The 22027-nt window shown below is 60.7% G+C and carries 20 protein-coding genes; 8 read left to right on the top strand and 12 right to left on the bottom strand.

The genetic code is table 11. The features are described from left to right. From MOV76_RS29950 to MOV76_RS29920, 7 genes are all read right to left on the bottom strand, one after another. A partial coding sequence (locus MOV76_RS29950; RefSeq protein ID WP_247265902.1) for a carbohydrate ABC transporter permease occupies nucleotides 1-849 on the bottom strand: 849 nt, incomplete at its 3' end. Beyond that, complete coding sequence (locus MOV76_RS29945; protein ID WP_115156922.1) at nucleotides 846-1799, bottom strand: carbohydrate ABC transporter permease; 954 nt, start codon at nucleotides 1797-1799, stop codon at nucleotides 846-848. The genes MOV76_RS29950 and MOV76_RS29945, both read right to left, overlap by 4 nt. Nucleotides 1800-1913: 114 nt before the next feature. Then, nucleotides 1914-3176, bottom strand: a complete 1263-nt coding sequence (locus tag MOV76_RS29940) for an ABC transporter substrate-binding protein (protein WP_247265901.1) — start codon at nucleotides 3174-3176, stop codon at nucleotides 1914-1916. An 88-nt stretch (nucleotides 3177-3264) separates the two neighbouring features. After that, on the bottom strand, nucleotides 3265-4785 hold the full coding sequence (locus MOV76_RS29935) for an aldehyde dehydrogenase family protein (protein WP_247265900.1): 1521 nt from the start codon (nucleotides 4783-4785) through the stop codon (nucleotides 3265-3267). After that, a complete protein-coding gene (locus tag MOV76_RS29930; RefSeq protein WP_018241676.1) occupies nucleotides 4785-5564 on the bottom strand; it encodes an enoyl-CoA hydratase/isomerase family protein in 780 nt (259 codons plus the stop codon). Before MOV76_RS29930 ends, MOV76_RS29935 begins: the two co-directional genes overlap by 1 nt. Next, nucleotides 5557-7170 carry an acyl CoA:acetate/3-ketoacid CoA transferase gene (locus MOV76_RS29925; RefSeq protein ID WP_247265899.1) on the bottom strand — a complete coding sequence of 538 codons (1614 nt, stop codon included), beginning with the start codon at nucleotides 7168-7170 and terminating at the stop codon, nucleotides 5557-5559. The genes MOV76_RS29930 and MOV76_RS29925 overlap by 8 nt, the downstream gene beginning before the upstream one ends. 9 nt (nucleotides 7171-7179) lie before the next feature. Beyond that, nucleotides 7180-8226, bottom strand: coding sequence for a LacI family DNA-binding transcriptional regulator (locus MOV76_RS29920; protein WP_018446999.1), 1047 nt, complete (start codon nucleotides 8224-8226; stop codon nucleotides 7180-7182). A 394-nt stretch (nucleotides 8227-8620) separates the two neighbouring features. Here MOV76_RS29920 and MOV76_RS29915 point away from each other — a divergent pair, with 394 nt between their 5' ends. Continuing rightward, entirely contained in the window at nucleotides 8621-9025 is a 405-nt protein-coding gene (locus MOV76_RS29915; protein ID WP_018447001.1) for an Imm6 family immunity protein, read from the top strand. Between the two features lie 64 nt (nucleotides 9026-9089). Here the strand turns inward: MOV76_RS29915 and MOV76_RS29910 are convergent, their stop codons facing one another. Both MOV76_RS29910 and MOV76_RS29905 read right to left on the bottom strand, forming a co-directional pair. Further along, complete coding sequence (locus tag MOV76_RS29910; protein WP_247265898.1) at nucleotides 9090-10481, bottom strand: amidohydrolase; 1392 nt, start codon at nucleotides 10479-10481, stop codon at nucleotides 9090-9092. Further along, nucleotides 10478-11722, bottom strand: a complete 1245-nt coding sequence (locus MOV76_RS29905; protein ID WP_247265897.1) for an MFS transporter — start codon at nucleotides 11720-11722, stop codon at nucleotides 10478-10480. Before MOV76_RS29905 ends, MOV76_RS29910 begins: the two co-directional genes overlap by 4 nt. A 117-nt stretch (nucleotides 11723-11839) precedes the next feature. Here MOV76_RS29905 and MOV76_RS29900 point away from each other — a divergent pair, with 117 nt between their 5' ends. From MOV76_RS29900 to MOV76_RS29890, 3 genes are all read left to right on the top strand, one after another. Next, on the top strand, nucleotides 11840-13807 hold the full coding sequence (locus MOV76_RS29900) for a helix-turn-helix domain-containing protein (RefSeq protein ID WP_247265896.1): 1968 nt from the start codon (nucleotides 11840-11842) through the stop codon (nucleotides 13805-13807). A 158-nt stretch (nucleotides 13808-13965) separates the two neighbouring features. Beyond that, complete coding sequence (locus tag MOV76_RS29895; RefSeq protein WP_247265895.1) at nucleotides 13966-15501, top strand: PAS-domain containing protein; 1536 nt, start codon at nucleotides 13966-13968, stop codon at nucleotides 15499-15501. A gap of 63 nt (nucleotides 15502-15564) precedes the next feature. Beyond that, nucleotides 15565-16188 carry a carboxymuconolactone decarboxylase family protein gene (locus tag MOV76_RS29890; RefSeq protein ID WP_018241667.1) on the top strand — a complete coding sequence of 208 codons (624 nt, stop codon included), beginning with the start codon at nucleotides 15565-15567 and terminating at the stop codon, nucleotides 16186-16188. 70 nt (nucleotides 16189-16258) lie between these two features. Here the strand turns inward: MOV76_RS29890 and MOV76_RS29885 are convergent, their stop codons facing one another. Beyond that, entirely contained in the window at nucleotides 16259-17233 is a 975-nt protein-coding gene (locus tag MOV76_RS29885) for an alpha/beta hydrolase (protein ID WP_018241666.1), read from the bottom strand. A gap of 169 nt (nucleotides 17234-17402) precedes the next feature. Continuing rightward, nucleotides 17403-18290 carry a LysR family transcriptional regulator gene (locus tag MOV76_RS29880; protein ID WP_028733690.1) on the bottom strand — a complete coding sequence of 296 codons (888 nt, stop codon included), beginning with the start codon at nucleotides 18288-18290 and terminating at the stop codon, nucleotides 17403-17405. Nucleotides 18291-18416: 126 nt separating this feature from the next. On the opposite strand from MOV76_RS29880, the gene MOV76_RS29875 reads away from it, so the two are divergent. Next, a complete protein-coding gene (locus MOV76_RS29875) occupies nucleotides 18417-19268 on the top strand; it encodes an oxidoreductase (protein WP_247265894.1) in 852 nt (283 codons plus the stop codon). A 150-nt stretch (nucleotides 19269-19418) separates the two neighbouring features. Continuing rightward, complete coding sequence (locus tag MOV76_RS29870; protein WP_247265893.1) at nucleotides 19419-20423, top strand: ketopantoate reductase family protein; 1005 nt, start codon at nucleotides 19419-19421, stop codon at nucleotides 20421-20423. A 41-nt stretch (nucleotides 20424-20464) separates the two neighbouring features. Here the strand turns inward: MOV76_RS29870 and MOV76_RS29865 are convergent, their stop codons facing one another. Beyond that, nucleotides 20465-21460, bottom strand: a complete 996-nt coding sequence (locus MOV76_RS29865; RefSeq protein ID WP_018447010.1) for an alpha/beta fold hydrolase — start codon at nucleotides 21458-21460, stop codon at nucleotides 20465-20467. A gap of 146 nt (nucleotides 21461-21606) precedes the next feature. On the opposite strand from MOV76_RS29865, the gene MOV76_RS29860 reads away from it, so the two are divergent. Beyond that, on the top strand, nucleotides 21607-21756 hold the full coding sequence (locus MOV76_RS29860; protein ID WP_155256902.1) for a hypothetical protein: 150 nt from the start codon (nucleotides 21607-21609) through the stop codon (nucleotides 21754-21756). A 9-nt stretch (nucleotides 21757-21765) separates the two neighbouring features. After that, the coding region (locus MOV76_RS29855) for a dihydrodipicolinate synthase family protein (protein WP_247265892.1) at nucleotides 21766-22027 on the top strand (262 nt) is incomplete at its 3' end.

Here is a 22027-nt window from a genome sequence, read left to right as displayed (position 1 = left end):
GGTGTTGACGACGTTGTTCAGCGCCACCGTCATCGGCATGGATTCACCGGTGCCGGCATAGGCAGACGCAAACAGGAAGTCGTTCCAGATATTGGTGAACTGGTAGATCACCGTGACGACGATGATCGGCAGCGAGTTCGGCAGCATGATGCGGCGGAAGATCTGGAAGAAGCTGGCGCCATCGACCTGGGCGGCCCGCACCAGTTCGGTCGGAAAGGCCTCGTAGAAATTGCGGAAGAACAGCGTCGTGAAGCCCAAGCCGTAGACGACGTGCACGAAGACCAGATTGACGGTCGGATTGCCGAAGCCGAAGTTCCAGCCCGTGGCATTCTGCAGCGTCATGCCGAAGCGGCCGAGGCTGCCGAGGATCGTTGCCATCGGCAACAGCACCGACTGGAACGGGATGAAGCAGGCAAACAGCATCAGCCCGAACACCAGTGTGTGGCCGGGGAAGCGCCATTTGGTCAGGACATAGCCGTTCAGCGCCCCCATGATGGTGGAGATCGCGACAGCCGGCACGACCATCTTGATCGAGTTCCAGAAGTAACCCTTGATGCCGGCGCAGGTCAGGCCGACGCAGGTCTCGCCCCAGGCCCTGATCCAGGGATCGAAGGTCGGCGATTGCGGCAGCGCCAGCATGTTGCCGTTCTGGATCTCGTCCATGGTCTTGAACGAGGTGGTCAGCATGACGAAGAGCGGCATCAGATAGAGGACGGCAAAGACCAGCAGCAGGCCGTAGATGACGGTGCGGCCGATCCAGCGGGTGTTGTTCTTGCTGTCGTTCCTGTCGTCGCCACCCTGCGGCAGCGGTGCAGTCGAGGTTGCTATCGGAGAGGTCACGCTGCTCATCGCGCCTTCTCCTTCAGTTCGGAATAGAGATAGGGAACGATGATTGCCGAGATCGTCATCAGCATGATGATGGCGCTGGCCGAGCCGACGGCCATCTCGTTGCGCTTGAAGGTGTATTCATACATGAAGTTCGACGGCAGCCAGGCCGAGCCGCCGGGGCCGCCCGAGGTCAGCGCCACCACCAGGTCGTAGGACTTGATCGCCATATGGGCGAGCACGATGAAGGCCGACAGGAAGATCGGCCGCAGCAGCGGGATGACGATGCGCCGATAGAGCTGGAAGGCGGAAGCGCCGTCGATCTGGGCCGCCTTCATGATCTCGCCGTCGATGCCGCGCAGACCCGCCAGGAACATCGCCATGACGAAGCCCGACGCCTGCCAGACGCCGGCGATGACGACGGTGTAGATGACGAAGTCCTTGTTCTTGATCCAGTCGAAATGGAAGCTTGTCCAGCCAAAATGGTGCAGCGTCTGTTCCAGCCCAAGGCCGGGATCGAGGAACCATTTCCAGGCAACGCCTGTCACAATGAAGGACAGCGCCATCGGATAGAGGAAGATCGGCCGGAGCAGCCCCTCGCCGCGGATCTTCTGGTCGAGCAGGATGGCGAGGAACAGGCCGAGCGCCAGGCAGATGCCGATATAGAGGAAGCCGAAGATCGCCATGTTGGTGATCGAGGTGTACCAGGAAGATGGCGGATCGCTCTCGAAGGTCCAGCGCCACAGCCGCTGATAAGCGCGCGCCCCGGTCAGCGCATAGGAGGGAAAGGTCTTGGAATTGGTGAACGACAGATAGGCCGTCCAGACGATGAAGCCGTAGACGAAGATGATGGTGATGACGAAGCTCGGCGCCAGGACGATCTTCGGCAGCGCATCCTGCAGCCGGCCCCTCAACGAGATCGCCGTCGATTGCCTCGGCGTCAAAACCGGATCGGTGGTCGCAACGGTGCTCATGGAATGTCATCTCCTCCCCAAAATCGGTCCCGCATGATCATCCCTGCATGATCGGCGCGGAGCCTGAAGCCTCCCCGCAAGCAGGCGGGGAAGCATTTTTAGTCGACAGTGGCCTCAGCGGGCGTCGTCGATCGCCTGGACGAGCTGCTTGACGGCTTCGTCGGAGGTCTTGATCTGGCCGTGGACGAACTTCGAGACGACATCCTTATAGGCATTGGCGATCGCTGGAGGAGCGCCGTAGCCTTGCGCCAGCGAGCCGAACAGCGTGCCGCCTTCGTTGGCTGCCTTCAGGTCGGCGATGCCCTTCTTGCCGCAGGCGTCGAAGTCGGTGTCGGGAACGTCGGTACGGGCCGGCACCGAACCCTTGACGACGTTGAAGGCCGACTGGAAGCTCTTCGACAGCGTTGCCGTTGCCAGCGCCACCTGGGCCGCCTTGCGGTCATCAGGGACGTTGAACATGCCGAACATGTCGGAGTTGTAGACCACGCTGCCGTCGGTGCCGGGGAAGCGGTAGCAGAGGAAGTCGGTGTCCGGCGTCTTCTTGGCGGCGACGAATTCGCCCTTGGCCCAGTCACCCATCACCTGCACCAGCGCGTCACCCTTGATGACCATGGCGGTCGCCAGGTTCCAGTCGCGGCCCGAGAAGTTCGGGTCGACATATTTGATGATCGTCGCCAGATTGTCGAAGGACTTCTTCATCGTGTCGGACTTTAGCGATTCCTCGTCGAGGTCGTTGAAGGCCTTCTTGTAGAACTCCGGACCGCCGGTCGACAGCACGATGGAATCGAACATCGTCGCTTCCTGCCAGTTCTGGCCGCCAAGGGCGAGCGGGATGACGCCGGCGGCCTTGGCCTTGTCGAGCAGCGCGATCAGCTCGTCGAAGGTCTTCGGCTGGGTGCCGCCGATCTTGTCCATCACAGCCTTGTTGATCCACAGCCAGTTGACCGAGTGGACGTTAACAGGGGCTGCGACCCACTTGCCGTCATAGACCGAGAACTTCTGCAGCGCTGCCGGAACCGACTTGTCCCAGCCTTCCTTCTTCGCCGTCTCGGTCAGATCGCCCATGACGCCGGCCTCGGCATAATCGAGCACGGTATAGCCGAGCATCTGCGAGGCCGTCGGATAGGTGCCGGCCGCAACCATCGCCTTCAGTGCCGTCATCGCCGCATCGCCGCCACCGCCGGCAACCGGCACATCCTTCCAGGCAAAACCTTCCTTCGAAAGATCCTGCTTCAGTACATTCAGTGCCGCTGCCTCGCCGCCTGACGTCCACCAGTGCAGCATCTGTACTTCCTTCACGTCGGCGGCGCGTACGGACACGCTAGCACCGGCCAAAGCCAATGCGATCATTGCGGTCGTGGTCAAAAACCTGTTCATCGAAGAACCTCCCAGTTCAAGTTTGGAAGATGCGGGACCCATTCCCGCACCAATCACCCGCCCTCCTCGAGCGTAGTTCGGCCGCCGGCTAAGCCAGCTTTTCCGTCTGCGGCATCCACCAACTGGTGCGTTTGCCGATATGCATGTTGAGTGTCTTGGTCTCGGTGTAATCTTCGACCGCATGGCGGCCGAGCTCACGGCCAAGGCCGCTTTGCTTGTAACCGCCGAAGGGAAGTTCCGAGGCGCCGTCCATGAAGGTGTTCATCCAGACCGTCCCTGCCCGCACCGACCGGCCGATCGTCAGGCACGTGTCGAAATCGCGGCTCCAGACACCGGCCGACAGGCCGTAGTCGATGGAATTCGCAATCTTGATCGCCTCGGCTGGTGTCTCGAATGTCAGGACCGAAAGCACCGGACCAAAGACTTCCTCGCGCGCCACGGCCATATCAGGGGTGACCTCTTCGAGGATCGTCGGCGACATGAACTGCCCCATGCCAAGATCGAGCGTCTCGCCGCCATGGGCGACGCGGGCACCGCCGCTCCTCGCCCCGGCGACGTATCCCGATATCTTCTCCAGGTGCTGCGGCGTGATGATCGCGCCCACCTGCGTCGAAGGATCAAGAGGGTCGCCGACCTTCACTGCCTTCGACAATTCGGCAATCCGCTTGACGACATCGGAAGCGATTGATTTGTGAAGGATCAGCCGCGAGCCGGCATTGCAGCACTCGCCGGCATTGAAGTATGCGCCGAAGACCGCGGCATCGACAAACGCATCGAGATCGGCATCCGGGAACACGATCTGCGGGTTCTTCCCACCCAGTTCCAGCGAGACCTTCTTCAGCGTCTGTGCAGCATTCGACATCGTCAGCTTTCCGACACCGGTCGAGCCGGTGAACGACACCATGTCGACGTCGGGATGGGAGGTCATGACCGCGCCGACCTCTGGTCCCGTGCCGGTGACAATGTTGACGACACCATCCGGAATGCCTGCCTGCTGCAGGATCTCGCCCAGCACGAGCGTCGATCCTGAGGTCAGCTCCGAGGGCTTGACGACGGTCGTGCAACCTGCGGCCAGAGCGAATGGCAGCTTCTGGCCGACGATCAGGAACGGAAAGTTCCAGGGCGTGATGATCGACACTACGCCGATCGCTTCGCGCAAGACGACGCCCAATGTGCCATCGCCGAGCGTGTTATAGCTTTCACCATGGAGGTCGCGGGCAAGAGCCGCCGCGTAGCGCCATATGTCAACGGAGCCGGCAATTTCTCCCCGCACCTGCGTGATCGGCTTTCCTGCCTCGATAGCATCGAGAAATGCCAGCTCCTCTGCGCGCGCCGCGATCAGGTCGGCAGCCTTGAGCAGGATGGCGGAACGTTCGGAAGCGGTCATTCGAGGCCACGGCCCGAGGTCGAACGCCTTGCGTGCCGCAGCGATCGCACGTTCGGCGTCGTTCTTGCTACCGGTCGGAAACCGGCTGATCACGACGCCATGGCTCGGCGCGACACGCTCGATCGGATCGGAGGCACCAGCCTCCCATTTGCCATCGATGAGCATCTTGAAATCACGCGCTTTGTGGTCGCTGAGCGCGGTGGGGTTGACGAGAACCGTCATTACCATTCTCCCTTGAACGTTGCCGGGCGCTTCTCGCAGAATGATGCGACGCCCTCCTTCAGATCGCCGGTCTTCGCAGCGAGGATCGAGCCAAGGGCTTCGACCGCGGTTCCATTGTCTTCGCCGTTCGCCGATGCGATCATCAACTTCGCGATCTCGGTCGCAGCCGGCCCCCTTGCGGCGATCCGCTGCGCATATTCCCTGGCAGCGGTCACCGCGTTTCCGGTGGGAACGACCGCGTCCACGATACCCAGCAGGCGTGCTTCTTCGGCGGTGAATATCTCGCCGCCGAGCGCCATGCGTCGGACGGCCTGCGCCCCGAACCGGCGCACAAGACGCTGAGTCCCGGACCAGCCCGGGACCATCCCAAGGCCGGTTTCCGGCAGACCAATCTTGATCTGCTCCTCTGCAAGGCGAATGTCGGCAACCCCTGCAAGTTCAAGCCCTCCTCCGAGGGCGTGGCCGTTGAGAGCCGCAATGAGCGGCACCCGCAGGGTCGCCAGTCTTTCGAAGATACGGTGACCGTGCCGAACCCAGAGATGACCGAACTCCTGAGGCAACATTCCGCCCCAGGCCTTGATATCGCCTCCGGCGGAAAAGCCCTTTCCTTCGCCCGTGAGAATGGCAGCGCGCACATTGGCGTTGGCCTCCACCTCGTCGGCAGCGTCCACCAATGCCTTGAGCATGTCGAGGTCGAGCGCGTTCAGCTTCTCCGGACGAGAAATCGTCAGTGTCGCAACATGTCCATCGACATCAATTCTGACTGTTCCGCTAGCCATGGAAGCTGCCCTCCAGCGTCCGTGCCCCTTTGACCGGAAGCGACAGGCCGATGTTCGCTTCCCTAAAGAGCTCGGCATCCATCACTTTCAGGTCGGGCGCGACGATCAGCGGAAATTCCGACTGATCGAGGATATGGGACTGGAGATCGACACCGGGGGCAATCTCGGTGAGGACGATACCATCAGGCGTCAGCTTCATCACGCACCGCTCGGTGACATAGGTTATATCCTGCCCCTGCTCGATCGCACGCCTACCGCTGAAAGTGACGTGTTCGACCTCGTTCACGAGCTTCTTCAACTTGCCTTCCTTCTCAATGAGAAGAGATCCATCGGCGATCGAAAGCTTCGCTCCGGCATTGAACATGCCGGAGAAGACGATCTTCTTTGCCCGCGCCGTGATGTCGACGAAGCCTCCGGCACCAGCCGTCACATGCGGCCGGAACGAGAGCTTCGAGACGTTGACCGAACCGTCTTTGCCGATCTCGAGGAAGGACAGCAGCGAGGCATCGAAGCCTGCGCCCTGGAAATAGGTGAACTGATAGGGAGACGGCATGTAGGCGTCGGCATTGGAGGCGCAGCCAAAGGCGAAGTCGAGCAACGGCACCCCACCGACCGCACCTTGCTCGATGACCCAGGTGACGGCGCCGTGGAGCCCTTCCTCCAGCAGGATGCGCGGCACGTTGGCCGAGATGCCGAAGCCGAGATTGACGCAGCTCCCCGCCTGAAGTTCTTGCGCGACGCGACGCGCGATGACTTTCTGAACATTGAACTCCGGAACGCTGAAGCTATCGAGCGGGCGGAAGATCTCCCCGGAAATTGCCGGATCGTATTGCGTCTGCGTCGTCTGTTTCTGTTCCGGATCGACGACCACATAGTCGACCAGCATCCCGGGCACCCGAACGTCATGGGGTTTCAGCGAGCCTTCCTTGGTGATCCGCTTGACCTGGGCGATAACGATGCCGCCGTTGTTGCGTGCGGCCAGCGCCTGATCGAGGCCGCCGAGGTAGGCGCCTTCATGTTCGTATGTCAGGTTGCCGCGCTCGTCGGCGGTGGTGGCGCGGATGATGGCAACCTCAGGGACGATCGAGGGAAAGAACAGCCAGTCGCCGCCCTCGAAGCTGACGCGCTTGACCACCGGATGCTCCGAAGCCAGGCCGTTCATCGCGCAACCCTGCCGCTCGGGATCGACGAATGTATCGATGCCGATCTTGGTCAGGACGCCCGGCCGCTTCGCGGCGGCTTCGCGATGGATGTCGAAGAGGATACCTGAGGGGATGTTGTAGGCCGGGATTTCGTTGTTGGTGATCATTTGCCAGATCAGCGGCGGCTCTGATGACGACGGGCCGGACGGATAGGAACCACCAATGATGCGCTTGAGCAGCCCCTTTTTGGCGATATAGTCGACGCCCTTGATGCCACTCATATCACCGGCAGCGATCGGATGAAGGGTCGTGATATCACGGGGATGGCCGGTCGCATCGAAACGTTCGCCAATCGCCTTCAGCATGAGGTCCGGGCAACCGAGACCGCTCGAGGAAGACACCGTTACAACAGCGCCATCCGGGATCAGCGCGGCCGCTTCGGTCGGGGTGAGATGCTTGTTCATTGGCGTTACTCAGAATCCTGTTTCGATTTTTACGCTCTTGCGGGCTCCGCAGCTCTCGCGAACAACCAGCCGAACCGCTGTTGTCACCGTCTCCGCCTCGGCCTTGCCCGCATTGATCTGCTTGAGAAGCAGTTGCGCGCCGCGGCGCCCAATGCCCTGCGGATCGACCGAAACCGTTGTGAGTGCGGGAACCGCCGCCTGAGCCTCGATGACGTCGTCGAAACCCACGACCGCGAAGTCGGAGCCGGGCTCCAGACGGCGCGCACGCAATCCGTCGCAAACACCGAAGGCTACGGCATCGTTGAAGCAGACGGCTGCCGTGGGTTTGTCGGCAAGAACGATCGCTTTTCCGATCGCCTCCACCCCGCCAGCTCGCGAAGGCGCCGACGAGATGACAAGTTCTTGGTGATAGTCGAGCCCGGCTGCCTCTATGCCGCTTCGGTAACCCGCAAGGCGGTCGTCGAAGACAGCGGTGTCGGGAAAGCCGCCGAGAAAAGCGATGCGCTTGTGACCAAGCTCCGCCAAGTGCTTGACCGCAGACACCATGCCAGCCCGGTTGTCGGAGACGACGGACGAGACTTTGGCGCCAGGCAGGCTTCGAACGACCACCACCACCGGAATCCCTGCCGCGACGAGTGGCTTGAAGTCTGCGGCATCGGTGGCGCGCGCCGGCGACACGATGAGCCCCGAAATACCATGCTCCCGCATCGATGCGACAACCTCGCGCTGCCTATCGATGCTCTCGCTGGTGTTCGACAGGAATTGAACGAACCCGGCCGACTGAACGACCATGTCGACGCCGACTGCCAGCTCCGCAAAGAAGCTGTTCGTCAGGTCGTTCACGACGACCCCGATGATCCTCGATTTGGCACTGGCCTGTCGAAGATTGGCTGCGCCGCGATTATAGACGTAGCCCAGCTCGCGCATCACGGCATTGACCTTGGAACGCGTCCCCTCATTAACCAGGGAGGAACCCTGAAGCACCAGCGAAACCGTCGATTTCGAGACGCCTGCGGCTTTCGCAATGTCGATGACGGTTACCCGCGCCTTTGTCACGTCTTCCTCCCGACGCCACCGTCGAATGATTACCTAAATATTTGGAACGTTCCAATTCTGTCAAGCGAAATTTATACGAACCGTTACCCATTAGAAGCATCTGCGGCAAATTTCTGCCTCCCCGACTGCCGGAATCTCATCCCGAAAATTGGAACGGTCTAAAAAATGATCATGACTGAGAGGCATATGTCGATATTTTTCGACCTGCAGAACCGTGCGTGGCGCACGACCGACCGATGCGTTGGCAGCAATAAAGTAGAGGATTCAGGCTCGCCCGGTATTTCCGTCGAAGCGATCAATGCGGCGTAATCGGCGGACCTTCTGGCAAAAGCAGGAAGGGCCTCTATTCTGTGTTGATAGACGTTGTGACAAGCCCAGTGGAGACCATGGAGACATGAAATTGCGCGCCGAGCTGACGGTTCTGCCGCCACGCGAACAGGCGCGGCGCTTGGCAGCGATCGCCGCGGTTTTGGTCGCACAGATCGAGCGCACCGAACCCGACGCGCCCGAAACCAAGGCCGCCTTGGCGGCAATCCGTACCTGGGGTGATGGCGGACGCCTGACAGGCCGGTACTTCTCCGACCTCATCTACAGCGACGATGAGCACGGGACGCTCCGCCGGCTCTCCGAGGCAGTGGGAAAGCCCAGCGAAGACGGCTGGAACGCGCTGACGACAGCAGCCATGTACGTCGCCTGGCTTGTTTATCAGGAGACAGGTGAACCCATGCCGAGTGATGTCAACGAAGTGGGAGAGGACAGCCTTGACCTTCTGGACGAGCAACTGGCCAAACTCGGCTGAAGTCCCCTCGCCGCTCGCTATTGCTCGCAGCTATTCCATGGCTCACATAACCGTCCGCATTTGCCTAGCGGACCTTCATCGGCTTCGTCTCGAGCGGGATGAGAGGCTTGTAGGAAGCGCCTCCGAGCTCCCTCAGATGTTCCTGCTTCGCCTGGCCGATCAACTCGCTGTCCTGGAGACATCTGGCGGCGGCGGCGGCCATGACCTTGCCGGCCTGAAGCATTCCTTTATGCGCGTAGGAAGTCTTGCCCTGCGCAACCATCTGCCAGCTATGCGGAGGCGTTCCGTAGGCTGATGTCGCCATATAGACCTGTCCGGTGGGAACGATCCAGCTGACGTCGCCGACATCGGTCGAGCCATGGAGAAATGTCGGCTTTTCCTGAAACTCGTTGACATGTTCAGAGAGGATCGTCCCGCGCTTCTCGATGCGCGCTTGAACATCCCTCGGAAAAGTCCTCTGGATCTCCGCCGCGAACCCCTTCTCGCTGTTCGAGAAGGACGCTCCGCCGATCTTGTCGAGCTCCTGGTGAATCACACCTGCCAGCGTGGCGTTCGGTATGAGGTCGGCAGAGGCTGCATCGAAGGTGATTTCGACCTCCGTTCCCGTCATCAGTGCCGCTCCACGAGCCACGTCCTTGACCCGCTCGGTGATGTCCCGCACCTGAGCCATCAGCGGCGCGCGGACCTTGTAGAGTACTTCGGCCTGCGACTGGACGACATTGGGCGCCTTTCCGCCGGTATCCGTTATTGCATAGTGAATTCTGCCGTCCTGGACGATGTGCTCGCGCAGGAAATTTGCCCCGACATTCATCAGCTCGACTGCATCGAGCGCGCTTCGCCCGAGATGGGGCTCGAAGCCCGCATGTGCGCTCACACCACGGAAAGTGAAATAGACCTGGTTCGTCGCCAGCATTCTTGCATGGTAGGCGAGGTTCTCATCCCACGGGTGCCATGTGAAGGCGACGTCGACGCCATCGAACAATCCCTCTCGGGCCATGAAGGCCTTTCCGCCGCCGCCTTCTTCGGCAGGGCAGCCGTAGAAGCGGATCGTACCGGCAAGCCCGAGTTCGTCCTTGCAGGCCTTGAGAGCGATGGCGGCGGCCAGCGAACCGACACCCAGCAGATTATGTCCGCATCCATGGCCGTTGCCGCCGGGGACAACGGGCTTGTATCCCGCGACGTCGCCCTCCTGGCTGAGATTGGGCAGCGCATCGAACTCGCCCAGGATCGCCACAACGGGCTGTCCCCTACCGTAGCTCGCGACGAAAGCCGTCTCGATTCCCCCGGCCTGGCGCTCGACTGAGAATCCCTCCGCTTCGAGAATGTCGGCCAGAAGTGCGGCCGACTTGTACTCTTCATATCGGATTTCGGCGAAGGACCAGATTTCATTCGCTGCCGATTGCAGCCCCTCCGCCTTGTCGGTGACAGCGCGCTCGATGATGTCGTTATATGTCATTTCACCAGTCCTGGAATTGCTTGATCTGCGACCAGCTCTTCCTTGCTTCCGGCCGGAAGCGTTGCTGCCACGGCGAGGGTCACGATGGCGCAGCCGATCATCGCCAGGAAGGCTGTCTGATAGTTCTGATCCGTGGCTTGCAGGATGGCGCCGATCGCTGTGGGCGAGACGAACGATCCGATCTGGGCGAGCGAATTGATCAGGCCCGTCGCGGTCCCCACGGAGTGGCTGGGGTAGTGCTTCATGATCGTCACGAACACGCTGATCGAGATCGCGTTCAGAAACACGTTTGAAACCGTCAGATAGAAGAAGGCCAGCGGGATGGATGTAGCGTTGGCCATCAGATAGATGAACACCGCCGACACCAGCGCGCCGATACAGATGAGGTACTTTTCCTTCTTGTGGAAATAGCGGTCGAGCAGCCAGCCGCAGAACAGGAAGGACAGGAAGCCGAGCGTCGGCGGGATTGCCGAGTAGGCGCCCATCGACATCATGCTCATGCCCTTGACCTTCACCCAATAGGACGGCAGCCAGGACTGGAGACCCCAGAACACGATGTTCGTGAAGAAGTAGCAGAGGGCGATCTTCCAGGTCAGCGAGTTCTTGAGCAGAGCCGTGATCCGGGCTTTTTCCGACTTTGCCTTTTTCGGGCCGGCGGAGATCGAAGCCGCGCCGGCGAGCGGTTTCATGACCAGATAGAGCGCGATCGCAAGGGCCAGTCCGACTAGGCCGAGGGTGACGAACATGACGCGCCAGTTGAAGTAGGCGATCAAGGCCGTGGTTACCAGCGAACCGACGGCAAAGCCGACAGAGGCTCCCGACTGAATGACCGATTTCGGCCTGGCCATGCTCTCCTTTTTGAAGTTCTCGGTTATGGCGACCGAACTGCCCGCCGGGAAAACAGCCTCCCCCATTCCGACCAGAACGCGCGACACGGCCAGCCCCATCGCGGAGCCGACGGCGCCGCACGCGACCGTGCCGATCGACCAGATGCCGACTGCCGAGGTCAGGACCGAGCGGGTTCCTAGCCGATCAACAAGGTAGCCCCCGATGAGCTGCGTCAGAGAATATGCGAGAAAGAATGCGCTGATGATCATCCCGGACTGTTCGGAGGTCAGGTGGAACTCATCGACGATCGGAATGATGGCGATGTTGATCGCGGTCTTGTCGAGGAACCCGACGACCCAGCAGATGAACAGCATCGCCACAATGATGTGCCTGCGCTTGATTTGACTAAGCATGGAATGCTCCCCTTTTGAGCGTTTATAAAACATGCTTAATATGTGAGCAGCCGTTTTTGGATGTTGAAACACACATCACACTCAGTTTATTTGTGTGAAAAGATACATTGGTGCCACATGACGATCATGAACGAAATTGAGAGTTCGCTTTTGCTTTTGTCGAGCCGACCGCTCGTGAGCTGGCGGCGAGCTTCGGGTCGACCGACGATTCCGGACACCGACGCGTCGGAACCTACGATCACCTTCAGCCACCGCCGCGACGAGGACGATGCCATATTGACCGCCGATATTTCCTATTTTGCAGGGGCCGTCTGCGAGGTGCGGATTCCCGGCGCCCACTATGAAACCGTCTTCGCCCGCCTACAGAAGATAGTGCTTAGCGCGGTCATCCGCTTTCAGAACCGCGCGGTCCAGGCCATGAATGCCATCAATCGCAATGTCCTCGATTCTCTCGATCCGAACGAGATCAACATGAACGCGATCGAGCAGACGCTGAGTGTGATAGCCGCGAGCGATGCTGGCGTACTGAGACTTTACGACGAGGCGTCGGGTCTCCTCATTCCGGTGTCGCAGGTCGGCTTCGACGACGATTATTACAATTATCGCACCACGCCTCAAGAATCGATCTCCGGCAGCGTGTTCTCAACCGGAACGGCCGTCCTGCTGAACTCCCCGGAAGATATCAGGGACGCTCATGCGAACCTGCGTGCGCCGAACGTTCGCTTCCTGTCCGAACAGCGCCTCTCTCATAGCCTTATCTGCGTTCCCATCAGGACGGATACGACGACGCTGGGGACGCTGACAGTCATGTCGTTTCGGGAGGGGTCCGCCTATGGTGAATTCAGCGTAAGCCTGCTTGCAGCCGTCGCGACGCAGCTTGCCATCGCCTACAAGAAGTCGCAGGCCTACGAGTTGGCCGTCCGATCGAATGAAAGCATCAACCGGATGCGGCTGGAGATCGAAAAGCGCAATGCGGAGCTGGCGCGCTCGCTCTCGGCCCATGACGACATCCTCTCCATCTTCACGCACCACCGGCCACTCAGCGAACATCTCGAGGAAATAGCGACGCATTACGGCATCGATTTCCACTACGCCGATATTTTTGGAACGACGTTCGGGTCCAAGGAATGGAAGGAGCCGAAGACCGCGGAGGCCGTCCTCGTGCATCCCGTCCGTGTCGCCGACGACGTCGTCGGAGCCTTTCGTTTCGAGCGCGGCGACAAAGCAAGCTATGCCGCTGCGATCTTGGGCGTGGTATCCGCTTTCGTAGCGCTCGAAATTGTCCGCAGCGCGTCACAGGACGAAATCCTCAACAGCAAGAGACGGAAGCACTTCGAGGCCTTGGGAAGGGATGATCTCGTCACGTCTGGCGGAGCCGTCCGGTTCGGCTTCCAGATCAGGAAGTACTGCCAGATCATCTTTGTCAGGCACGAGCAGGAGAGCGCCCAGAACCAGAGCCTGTTCCTGCAGAGAACGCTGCAGCAGGCATTGAAGGCGGCGACGATCCGCAACCAGCTGTCGTTCTATACGGACGAAGGCGTCTTCCTGCTGTTCTGCGCCGCCACCGAGGAAACCCTGAGGACGAACCTGGAATCCATCGGAGACCAGGCGGCTGCGGAGGGATGGTGTTGCGGGGCGAGCCTGATTCAAAGCGCGCCCCATCGTTATCCCGAAGCCGCCGCCGAGGCTGTCGAGGCCGCGCATCTCATGGGCATGCGGCATCGGCCGGGCATCCTCATGCACAGCGAGACCGGCATCGACAGACTGCTGCGCAAACAATCCGCTGCTGATATCCTCGAATTCGCAGATCAGATACTCGCTCCCTTCGAGAATGAAGCAAACGGCGACGCCCTTCTAAGGACCTTGGAAATCTACATCGAGTGCGGAAAATCAGCGTCCAAGGCAGCGGCCTCCCTCGGCATACACATCAACACCCTCTATCAAAGGCTGCAGCGGGCGCAGCTATTGATGGGCAAGGACATCGACAATAAGGACGATTATCTGCTGCTCAGCCTGGCGTTCCACCTGAAGTCGACATACGGTTCGCCGCAGCCTGCCGGCAGAACCAAAGCAGCTTCCGCTTGAACGCTGGTTCGCCTATCGCAAACGACAGAAGAATCCCGGATCAGGTGTGCTCCAGGTTTCCGTCGAGGAGTTCCCGCCGGTAGACATTAGCGAAACTTTATCGTTTCTGACGAATGCTACGGATACGTGCAAACGCGCCAGATCTGAAGCAGGGCCGGATGATGTCACACTCGTTTGAATCCATTCTGGAGAGCCTGCCTCAGGGCATTGTTCTGCTTGATCCTGCCGGTACGGTGACGGCTTTCAATTCACGCACGCTTGATATTCTCGGCCTTCCGCAAGGAGCCATTCGCAAAGGCATGAATATCGACGGATTGCCGGGCACTGCAGACTGCCGTGCGGTGGCGTCCCGGCGATCGATGGTCGGTGGACCGCCCACGTCTCAGTTTGCCCTTTCGGACGGAGGAATGGTCTCATTGACCTGCGCCCCATCGAGGGATGGAGGCTGGATCCTCAGTTACGAAGACATCTCGACTCTCATTCGGGTCGAAGACAGCCTGACCGAACAACATCGCCGGTTCGACGCAGCCCTCAGCAACATGCCGCATGGGCTATGCATGTTCGATTCGACCAAGAACCTGATATTGTGCAACGCCTCCTACGCGCGGATGTACAATCTGCCGGACCTTCTGACGCAACCGGGAACGCCGCTTGTGGATATCCTGGCCTATCGCAGCCGGGAGGGAAATGGCCCGGCCGATACCACGACCTATTTTGACGTGGTCTTCGAAGCGACAGCCCGCGGTGCGCCGGCCAGCCAGAACATCGTCCTGGCCGATGGGCGCGTTATCAAGATCACCCACAATCCGATGCAAAACGGTGGATACGTGGCCACCCATGAGGACGTCACCAAGACCGTTCGACTTGCCGAAGAGCTGCGCCGACATCATGATCAGCTCGAAGCGACGGTTAAGAGCCGCACGGCGGAAGTCGAGCGACAGGCGCGGGAACTCGAGCGCATGCTGGCGCAGGAGCGGAACATCAACGAATTGCAGCGGCAATTCGTGGCGATGGCATCCCATGAATTCAGGACCCCGCTTGCAATCATCGACGCTGCTGCCCAGCGGCTGCTGCGAAAAAGGGGGGCGGTCGAGCCCGAATTTCTCAGCGACAAGGTCGATCAAATCCGCGCATCGGTGAACCGGATTGTCGATCTCATGGAGAGCATCCTGTCAGCGGGACACCTTGATACCGGCAAGATCGATATCAATTACGACGCCTGCGCATTGAGATCATTGATAAAAACCTGTTGCGAGCGGCAGTCGACGATCGCAAAGTCGCACAGTTTTGTGTTGGATATCGATGGGCTGCCGGAGTTCATCGATGCCGATCCCCGCACTTTGGCACAGGTCTTTACCAACCTGCTTTCCAATGCCGTCAAATACGCGCCTGGAACATCGGAAATTCGCGTCACGGCATGGGCGGAGACAGGAAACGTTAAAGTTTCCATCAGCGATGACGGGGTGGGGATCGATCCAGAAGACGTGCCACGGCTGTTCCAGCGCTATTTTCGTGCCCGGACGTCGACCGGGATTGCCGGAACGGGTATCGGCCTCAACCTGGTGAAGCAGATCGTTGAACTGCATAGCGGCTCGATAGAGGTTCGAAGCGAAAGAGGATGCGGATCGACATTTACCGTAACCCTTCCCATCAGAAGAATTGGTAACGCTTCCGCGACCAGTGACGCTGCCTGATGTTTCAGGATTGCTGTCCTGCATATCTACCCTATCCTTCTCACAATAGAGGAGGATCATGCCATGGCTTTCATTCACACCCCCAATGCATCCGCCAGCGAGAAGACGACGTCGATGTATGCGTCGGCCGAGGCGAACTACGGATATCTGCCGAACATGTACCGGGCCTTCGGCCACCGGCCGGAGGTGATGGAGAGCTGGGCAGCGCTGCTTTCGAGCATTCGCGGCCATATGAGCCTGCGGCGCTATGAACTGGTGACGCTGGCGGCGGCAAAAGAGCTGAAATCCTCGTATTGCATGCTGGCGCACGGCTCGGTGCTGCTGCGCGAGGGTTTCACCAGCGACGGGCTGACAGCTGTTGTCAACGAGACGGAGAAGGCGCCGATCGATGCCGGCGAACGCGCGATCATGGCCTTTGCCGCCAAGGTGGCACGCGATGCGACGTCGGTGACACAGCAGGATATAGATGGCCTGAAAAAACACGGGCTGAGCGATGCCGATGTGTTCGACGTCACCGCTGCGGCAGCGGCCCGGTGTTTCTTCTCGAAAATGCTGGATGCGCTGGGCGCTGCACCCGACCACGCCTATATCGAGCGGCTGGAGCCGAATGTGCGAAAGACGCTCAGCGTCGGCCGGGAAGTCGAGCGGCCTCTGGCGCCCTCACCGTCCCGCGGCACATCGCAATGATGCGATGACGGAGAGCGTCCGGCGTGTGCTCTTGCGGCTCCAACTCCTCAGGCCGTCACTCCTGCGGCCTCTACTCCTGCGGTTTGTCCGCAAAATGCTGGATCGCGAACTCGGCGATATTCTGGCTCGACCGATCGGCATCGTCGAGCAAAGAGGGAAACAGCTGCCACTGATGCGGCATGCCCGGCCAGACCTCGGTGGTGACATCCACTCCCGCCTGGTGCGCCTTGTCGGCGAGCCGTAGCGTATCATCCAGCAGGACTTCGCCGGAGCCGACCTGCAGCAGCAGCGGCGGAAAGCCGGCCATGTCGGCATAGAGCGGCGATGCCTGGGGATCGGTCGGAGACCGGCTGCGGAGATAGGTCTTGCGCAGCGTCTCGATCTCAGCCTTGCCGAGCAGTGGGTCGTTTCCGGCATTTGATGTCATCGAGCCGCCCGTCGCGGCAAGATCGGTGATGGGGCTGAGGGCAATCACGGCAGCCGGCAGCGGTTTCGCCGCCTGCATCTGCCGCAGCACCGTCTCGATCGCGATATTGCCGCCGGCGCCATCTCCGGCGACGATGATGTTCTCGTTGCGATAGCCGTTGTCGAGAAGCCAACGATAGGCTGTCAGCGCATCGTTGATCTGCGCGGGATAAGCATATTCGGGCATCAGCCGATAATCGATGAGAAGAACGTCGCTGGACGCGGCCTTGGCGAGAGATCCCGCGAGCAGGCTGTGCGTGCGGATCGAGCCGCTGGAAAAGCCGCCGCCATGAACATAGAGGATCACCCTTTGGCCAATTGGATGATGAAGACGAGCGGGCCACATCAACTCGGCATCGACGCCGTCGGCATCGACTTGCCGAACCTGGATGCGCGTCGGCCCCGGCGTCGTCTCCATCAGCGTCCTGAAGGCTGTCCGCCGCTGCTGCAGGCTATCGGCGCCGGCAAAGTGATCTTTCCAGAGGCCGATGAATTTTTCGACCTGCTCGCGCGAGATTTGGCTTTGCGGTCCGATGTCTCGCCCGGCCGCCGCCGAGGCGAGCAGCATCAGCGCAGCCAACGCAGGAAACAGACCGCTGATCCGCTTTAGTCCTCTTCGATTGGCAGTTGGCAAAATCCGACGGTTCATCAACCTCTCCCGATGATGCGGGCCATGACGGCCATGGCAGTATCTTTGGCCAGTTCACGCGGCGAAGTCAAAAGGGTGAGCGATGCGAATCCCGACCTTTTTACTCGGCTCTCATCGCGTCGATGACTGCTCTGAAGCCCGCCGACATGTGGCGGCGGCTCGGATAGTAGAGATAGAGCGGTTCCTCCGGTTGGCACCAGTCGTCCAGCACCTGGATCAGCTCTCCGCTGGCGATCGCCTTCTCCACGCGCGGCTCCCAGATATAGGCAAGGCCGACACCGCCAAGTGCCGCCTGCATCATCAGTTCGTGGTCATCGAGCGACAGCGGTCCGGTTGGCTGAAAGCTGACGGTCTGGCCATCCTTCTCGAATTCCCAGGCATAGCGCGCACCTGACGGAAACATGTTCTGAATGCAGAGATGGCGCTTGAGTTCGTGGGGTATCGTCGGCTTCGGCCGGGTCTCGAAATAGGCGGGCGAACCGACGACGACCAAGCGGATGCGCGGCTTGATGCGCAGCGCGATCATGCCTTCCGTGACGCGCTCGCCGAAGCGGATGCCGGCATCGAAGCCCTCCTCGACGATATCGACCAGCCTGTCGGTCGCGTTGATCTCCAGCTGCAAATGGGGATTGCTTTTGAGCAAGGGGCCGATGATGCGGCCGATGACGAAGGGGCCGATCGAGTTCGGCACATTAATCCTCACCTTGCCGAACGGCGTATCGCGGTAGCGGTTCAGGGCATCGAGCGCTGCTGCCATCTCGCCGAAGGCCGGATCGAGATGCGAGACCAGGAGTTCGCCGGCCTCGGTCAGCGAAACGCTGCGCGTCGTGCGGTTGAGCAGGCGAACGCCGATCCGGTCTTCGAGATTGAGCACGGCATGACTGATTGCGGAAGCGGTGACGCCCCGCTCCTCACCCGCCTTCCGAAAGCTCTTATGCCGCGCGACCGCCGCGAAGGCCGCAAGTTCGGACAGTTCGGTGGCTCGCATTACTGAAATACACTCATCATAGTTTCAAGAATAACAAATCTTATACAGCAACGGATTTTCGGTCAAATTCAACCCGTCAGCACAGAGATGCGACGCCAACCGAACAGTTATCGAGAGGAATTCGTCATGAAAGTCTGGTTCATCACTGGTGCATCCCGCGGCTTCGGCGCGCTGATGACCAAGGAAGCCCTCGCATCAGGCGATGCCGTCATCGCCACCGCCCGCAACCCGAAGACCGTGACCGAGCAGTTCGGTGATCATCCGAACCTGCTTGCTGTCGCCCTCGACGTCACCAACGAGGCACAAGCGAAAGAGGCCGCGGCTGCCGGCATCGCCCGCTTCGGCCGCATCGATGTTCTCGCCAACAATGCCGGCTACGGCCTGCTCGGCGCTGTCGAGGAAGCCACTGCCGAAGAGATCGAAAGGCTCTATGCCACGAACGTCTTTGGTCTGCTGAAGGTGACGCGCGCCGTGCTGCCCTATATGCGCCGCCAGCGTTCCGGCCACATCCTTAACTTTTCCTCGATCGGCGGTTACTTCGGCTATCCCGGCTGGGGCGTCTACGGCTCGACGAAGTTCGCCGTCGAAGGTTTGTCCGAGTCGATGGCCGCCGAACTCGAACCTTTCGGCATCAAGGTGACGATCGTCGAGCCCGGCTTCTTCCGCACGGATTTCCTCGCCGACACGTCGCTGGCGGTGAGCCCGGCCTCCATCGCCGACTACGAAGGCACGGCGGCCGGCAACATGCGCAGTTTCGCCGCCGACGCCAACCATGCCCAGCCCGGCAATCCCGCCAGGCTCGCCACCGGCATCATGACGATGGTCAACTCGGCCAATCCGCCGCTGCGGATGCCGTTCGGCAGCGACACGGTGGCCGTCATCGAGCAGCAGCATGCCAGCGTCGAAAAGGAACTTGCCGCCTGGCGCCAGCTCGCGCTGTCCACGGATTTTCCAAGCGATGCAACGGCCTTGGCCTGAAGGGCACTGCCCGCCACATCCCAGATCTCGGGATGCGGCGGCAGCGCCGCTGTGACCGCAGGAAAACGCATGATGCGGCAAATTAGCATTCGCCTCATGTCTGGAATGACCTAGATCTAGGTTCGATCACCCCACCATGAAGAGGCGAGCATGTCCATCAAGTCCATCTGCATCTATGGCGCTGGCGCACTCGGCGGCGCTATCGCCGTCAAGCTTGCAAGCCAAGCCGGAAACAACGCCACCATCTCCGTCGTCGCGCGTGGAGCCCATCTCGACGCCATTCGCGACAACGGTCTCAGCCTGCGCGAAGCCGATGCAGAAAGGCCGCTCAATGTCCGCCTCACCGCGACCGACGATCCCAAGACATTGCCGCCGCAGGATCTCGTCATCACCGGCCTCAAGGGGCATCAGCTAGCACCCGCTGCCGAAGGCATTGCAAGCCTCCTCAAGGAAGGTACCCGCGTCGTCATGATCCTTAACGGCATTCCGTGGTGGTATTTTCACCGCGATACCCTGAGCAGGCATGCCGAGCTGCAGTTCGACGAGCTCGATCCCGGCGGCAGGCTTTGGCGGCTGATCGGGCCGGAACGGGTCATCGGCGGTGTCGCTTATCAAGGCGCAGAGGTGATCAATCCCGGTGAGATCCAGCTTGCCAACAACGGCCGCTTCGTGCTCGGCGAGCCCTCGGGCGAGATCTCGCCCGATCTCGAGGCGATCGCCGCGGTGCTGACCGACGCCGGCCTCAACATCACGACGACGCCTGTTATCCGCGACGAGATCTGGAGCAAGCTGATGGGCAATACCGCCTTCAACCCGATCAGCGCGCTGACCAGGGCGCTGATGACCGACATCATGGCAGATCCGGCACTTTCGACCACGGTCGGCAAGGTGATGAACGAGGTCCGCGCCGTCGGCGAGGCCTTGGGCGCGCGTTTCAGCATGACCGTCGAGCAGCGGCTCGAACAATCGCGCCACATCGGCGCCGTGCGCACATCGATGCTGCAGGACCTGATCGGCGGCAAGGCGCTCGAAATCACGCCGCTGGTCGGCATGGTAGTGACGCTCGGACGCCTGAGTGCCGTGCCGACGCCAGGCTCGGAAACGATCCTGGCGCTGGTGACGCAATTGGATAGGGAAAACCAGCGCGGCAGCTGATCGCAGAGGGAAAGGCGACCGGAAAGCCCGGCCGTCTTCACTTACTTTCCGACCTGCTCGGCCCAGTTCGGCGCCTTGCCGCCGCCATCGAGGAAGGTCATTGCCATATTCGCCATAAGGGGCGAGGCGAAAGTCTCGTAATGGGTGAGATCAGGCAGGATCGCCAGCCGGTTCCTCGACATGTTTTCCCGCATCCAGCCTGCATCGCGCAGACCGCCGCCGAGCTTGTGGTAGAAGTCGATCATATGCTCGGGCCGGATCATGTCGGCATCGCCATAGATCAGCATGACCGGCATGGTAAGCTTGGCGACGGCATCGCTATAGTCGATAGGTTCGCGCATCAGTGCGCCCATGGCGTCGAGCAGCTTCGGAAATTCGGAAACGTCGGGCGCCACCGCCTTGTAGGAGAGGAACATCGGCGTGTCCTTCATCATGTCGGCCATACCAGCGCCGACGGCCGCCTGTTGCGGTAGCATCTCCGGGAAGAAGCCGTTCTGCGCATAGGGCGCCGAGAGTATCACCAGCCGGCGCACCCGGTCGGGCGCGGTCGCCGCCATGTTCAGCGCCACCCCGCCGCCGAAGGAATAACCGAAGACGTCGAGCTTGTCGTAGCCGAGTTGCTTCACCAGGATCGCGAGATCGGCGCCGATGGCCGGAAGCTCGATCGGCCGCTTGCCGAGGGGCGTGCGGCCATGGCCCTGTAGATCGACGGCGATCACCTGCCGGTGGTCGGTGAAAACAGGCATGACCGGCGCGAACATCTCGATCTGCCCGAGGCCGCCGTGAAGGAGCAGCAGCGGTTCGCCCTCTCCACGGATCTCGTAATAATAATCGATGCCGTTGACCGGCACGCTTCCCTTCCTGACGATCGGCGCCACGGCCTTTTTGTCCTCGCTCGCCGGCGTGCCACCGTCAGCACCTGATATATCGGGCGCGGCGAGGAATGCGGCAGCCGTTGCGATCATCGAAATCAGCGTCATTTTCGACATGTCCTTGCTCCGTGTTTGCGTCGATACCGCAAGGACGGCGGCGATCATGCTTTTCCGACACCGCGCTTCGAAATTTCTGCCATCACCTTTATGCCATTCCTATATTTTCGCCCCGTGCCCCGAATGGATTTCCTATCGCGCGCAGCAGTAGGCTTTCGCCATCACTGCAAAGGTCAAATGCCATGCGATATGTCATGTCCTCCGATTCTAAACCCCTTCACCCCTACAGGATCACGCGCGGCAGCCGGCGGATGCGCGAGAAGCGCACTGCCCGAGCGCTGATCGTCTTCGGCGTGGTGCTCGCCTGCGTCGAGCTCTACGTCGTCGTTTTCGGCTGGCTCTGAGGCCGGCCCGTGGAAACGGCGAGAATGCCGCGCCCTGGCGGCGCGATCACCACTCTCATCACGCCGTTTCGTCATGGCTGTCTCGACAGGCCGGCGCTCCGGGCGCTTGCGGAATGGCAGATCCTTAGCGGCGTCGACGGGCTCACGGTCTGCTCGACAACGGGGGAAGGCCCGACGCTTTCGCAGCAGGAGCGCGCCGAGGCAATCGATCTCGTCATCCGCTCTGCGGCCGGCCGCGTGCCGGTCATCGCCGCCACCGGCACCAATTCCA

The sequence above is a fragment of the Rhizobium sp. PRIMUS64 genome (genome assembly GCF_023006465.1).
GTDB lineage: Bacteria > Pseudomonadota > Alphaproteobacteria > Rhizobiales > Rhizobiaceae > Rhizobium > Rhizobium leguminosarum.
The sequence above is the reverse complement of the archived record's forward strand: the minus strand, read 5'-3'. Positions and strand labels throughout refer to the sequence as shown.

Bases quoted from the DNA above. Each gene is read 5' to 3' on its own strand.
- MOV76_RS29895 (WP_247265895.1), top strand. From the start codon at position 13,966: ATGATGTCACACTCGTTTGAATCCATTCTGGAGAGCCTGCCTCAGGGC.
- MOV76_RS29890 (WP_018241667.1), top strand. From the start codon at position 15,565: ATGGCTTTCATTCACACCCCCAATGCATCCGCCAGCGAGAAGACGACG.
- MOV76_RS29875 (WP_247265894.1), top strand. From the start codon at position 18,417: ATGAAAGTCTGGTTCATCACTGGTGCATCCCGCGGCTTCGGCGCGCTG.
- MOV76_RS29925 (WP_247265899.1), bottom strand. From the start codon at position 7,170: ATGAACAAGCATCTCACCCCGACCGAAGCGGCCGCGCTGATCCCGGAT.
- MOV76_RS29930 (WP_018241676.1), bottom strand. From the start codon at position 5,564: ATGGCTAGCGGAACAGTCAGAATTGATGTCGATGGACATGTTGCGACA.
- MOV76_RS29880 (WP_028733690.1), bottom strand. From the start codon at position 18,290: ATGCGAGCCACCGAACTGTCCGAACTTGCGGCCTTCGCGGCGGTCGCG.
- MOV76_RS29870 (WP_247265893.1), top strand. From the start codon at position 19,419: ATGTCCATCAAGTCCATCTGCATCTATGGCGCTGGCGCACTCGGCGGC.
- MOV76_RS29910 (WP_247265898.1), bottom strand. From the start codon at position 10,481: ATGACATATAACGACATCATCGAGCGCGCTGTCACCGACAAGGCGGAG.
- MOV76_RS29860 (WP_155256902.1), top strand. From the start codon at position 21,607: ATGTCCTCCGATTCTAAACCCCTTCACCCCTACAGGATCACGCGCGGC.
- MOV76_RS29915 (WP_018447001.1), top strand. From the start codon at position 8,621: ATGAAATTGCGCGCCGAGCTGACGGTTCTGCCGCCACGCGAACAGGCG.
- MOV76_RS29905 (WP_247265897.1), bottom strand. From the start codon at position 11,722: ATGCTTAGTCAAATCAAGCGCAGGCACATCATTGTGGCGATGCTGTTC.
- MOV76_RS29945 (WP_115156922.1), bottom strand. From the start codon at position 1,799: ATGAGCACCGTTGCGACCACCGATCCGGTTTTGACGCCGAGGCAATCG.
- MOV76_RS29940 (WP_247265901.1), bottom strand. From the start codon at position 3,176: ATGAACAGGTTTTTGACCACGACCGCAATGATCGCATTGGCTTTGGCC.
- MOV76_RS29935 (WP_247265900.1), bottom strand. From the start codon at position 4,785: ATGACGGTTCTCGTCAACCCCACCGCGCTCAGCGACCACAAAGCGCGT.
- MOV76_RS29900 (WP_247265896.1), top strand. From the start codon at position 11,840: ATGACGATCATGAACGAAATTGAGAGTTCGCTTTTGCTTTTGTCGAGC.
- MOV76_RS29865 (WP_018447010.1), bottom strand. From the start codon at position 21,460: ATGATCGCCGCCGTCCTTGCGGTATCGACGCAAACACGGAGCAAGGAC.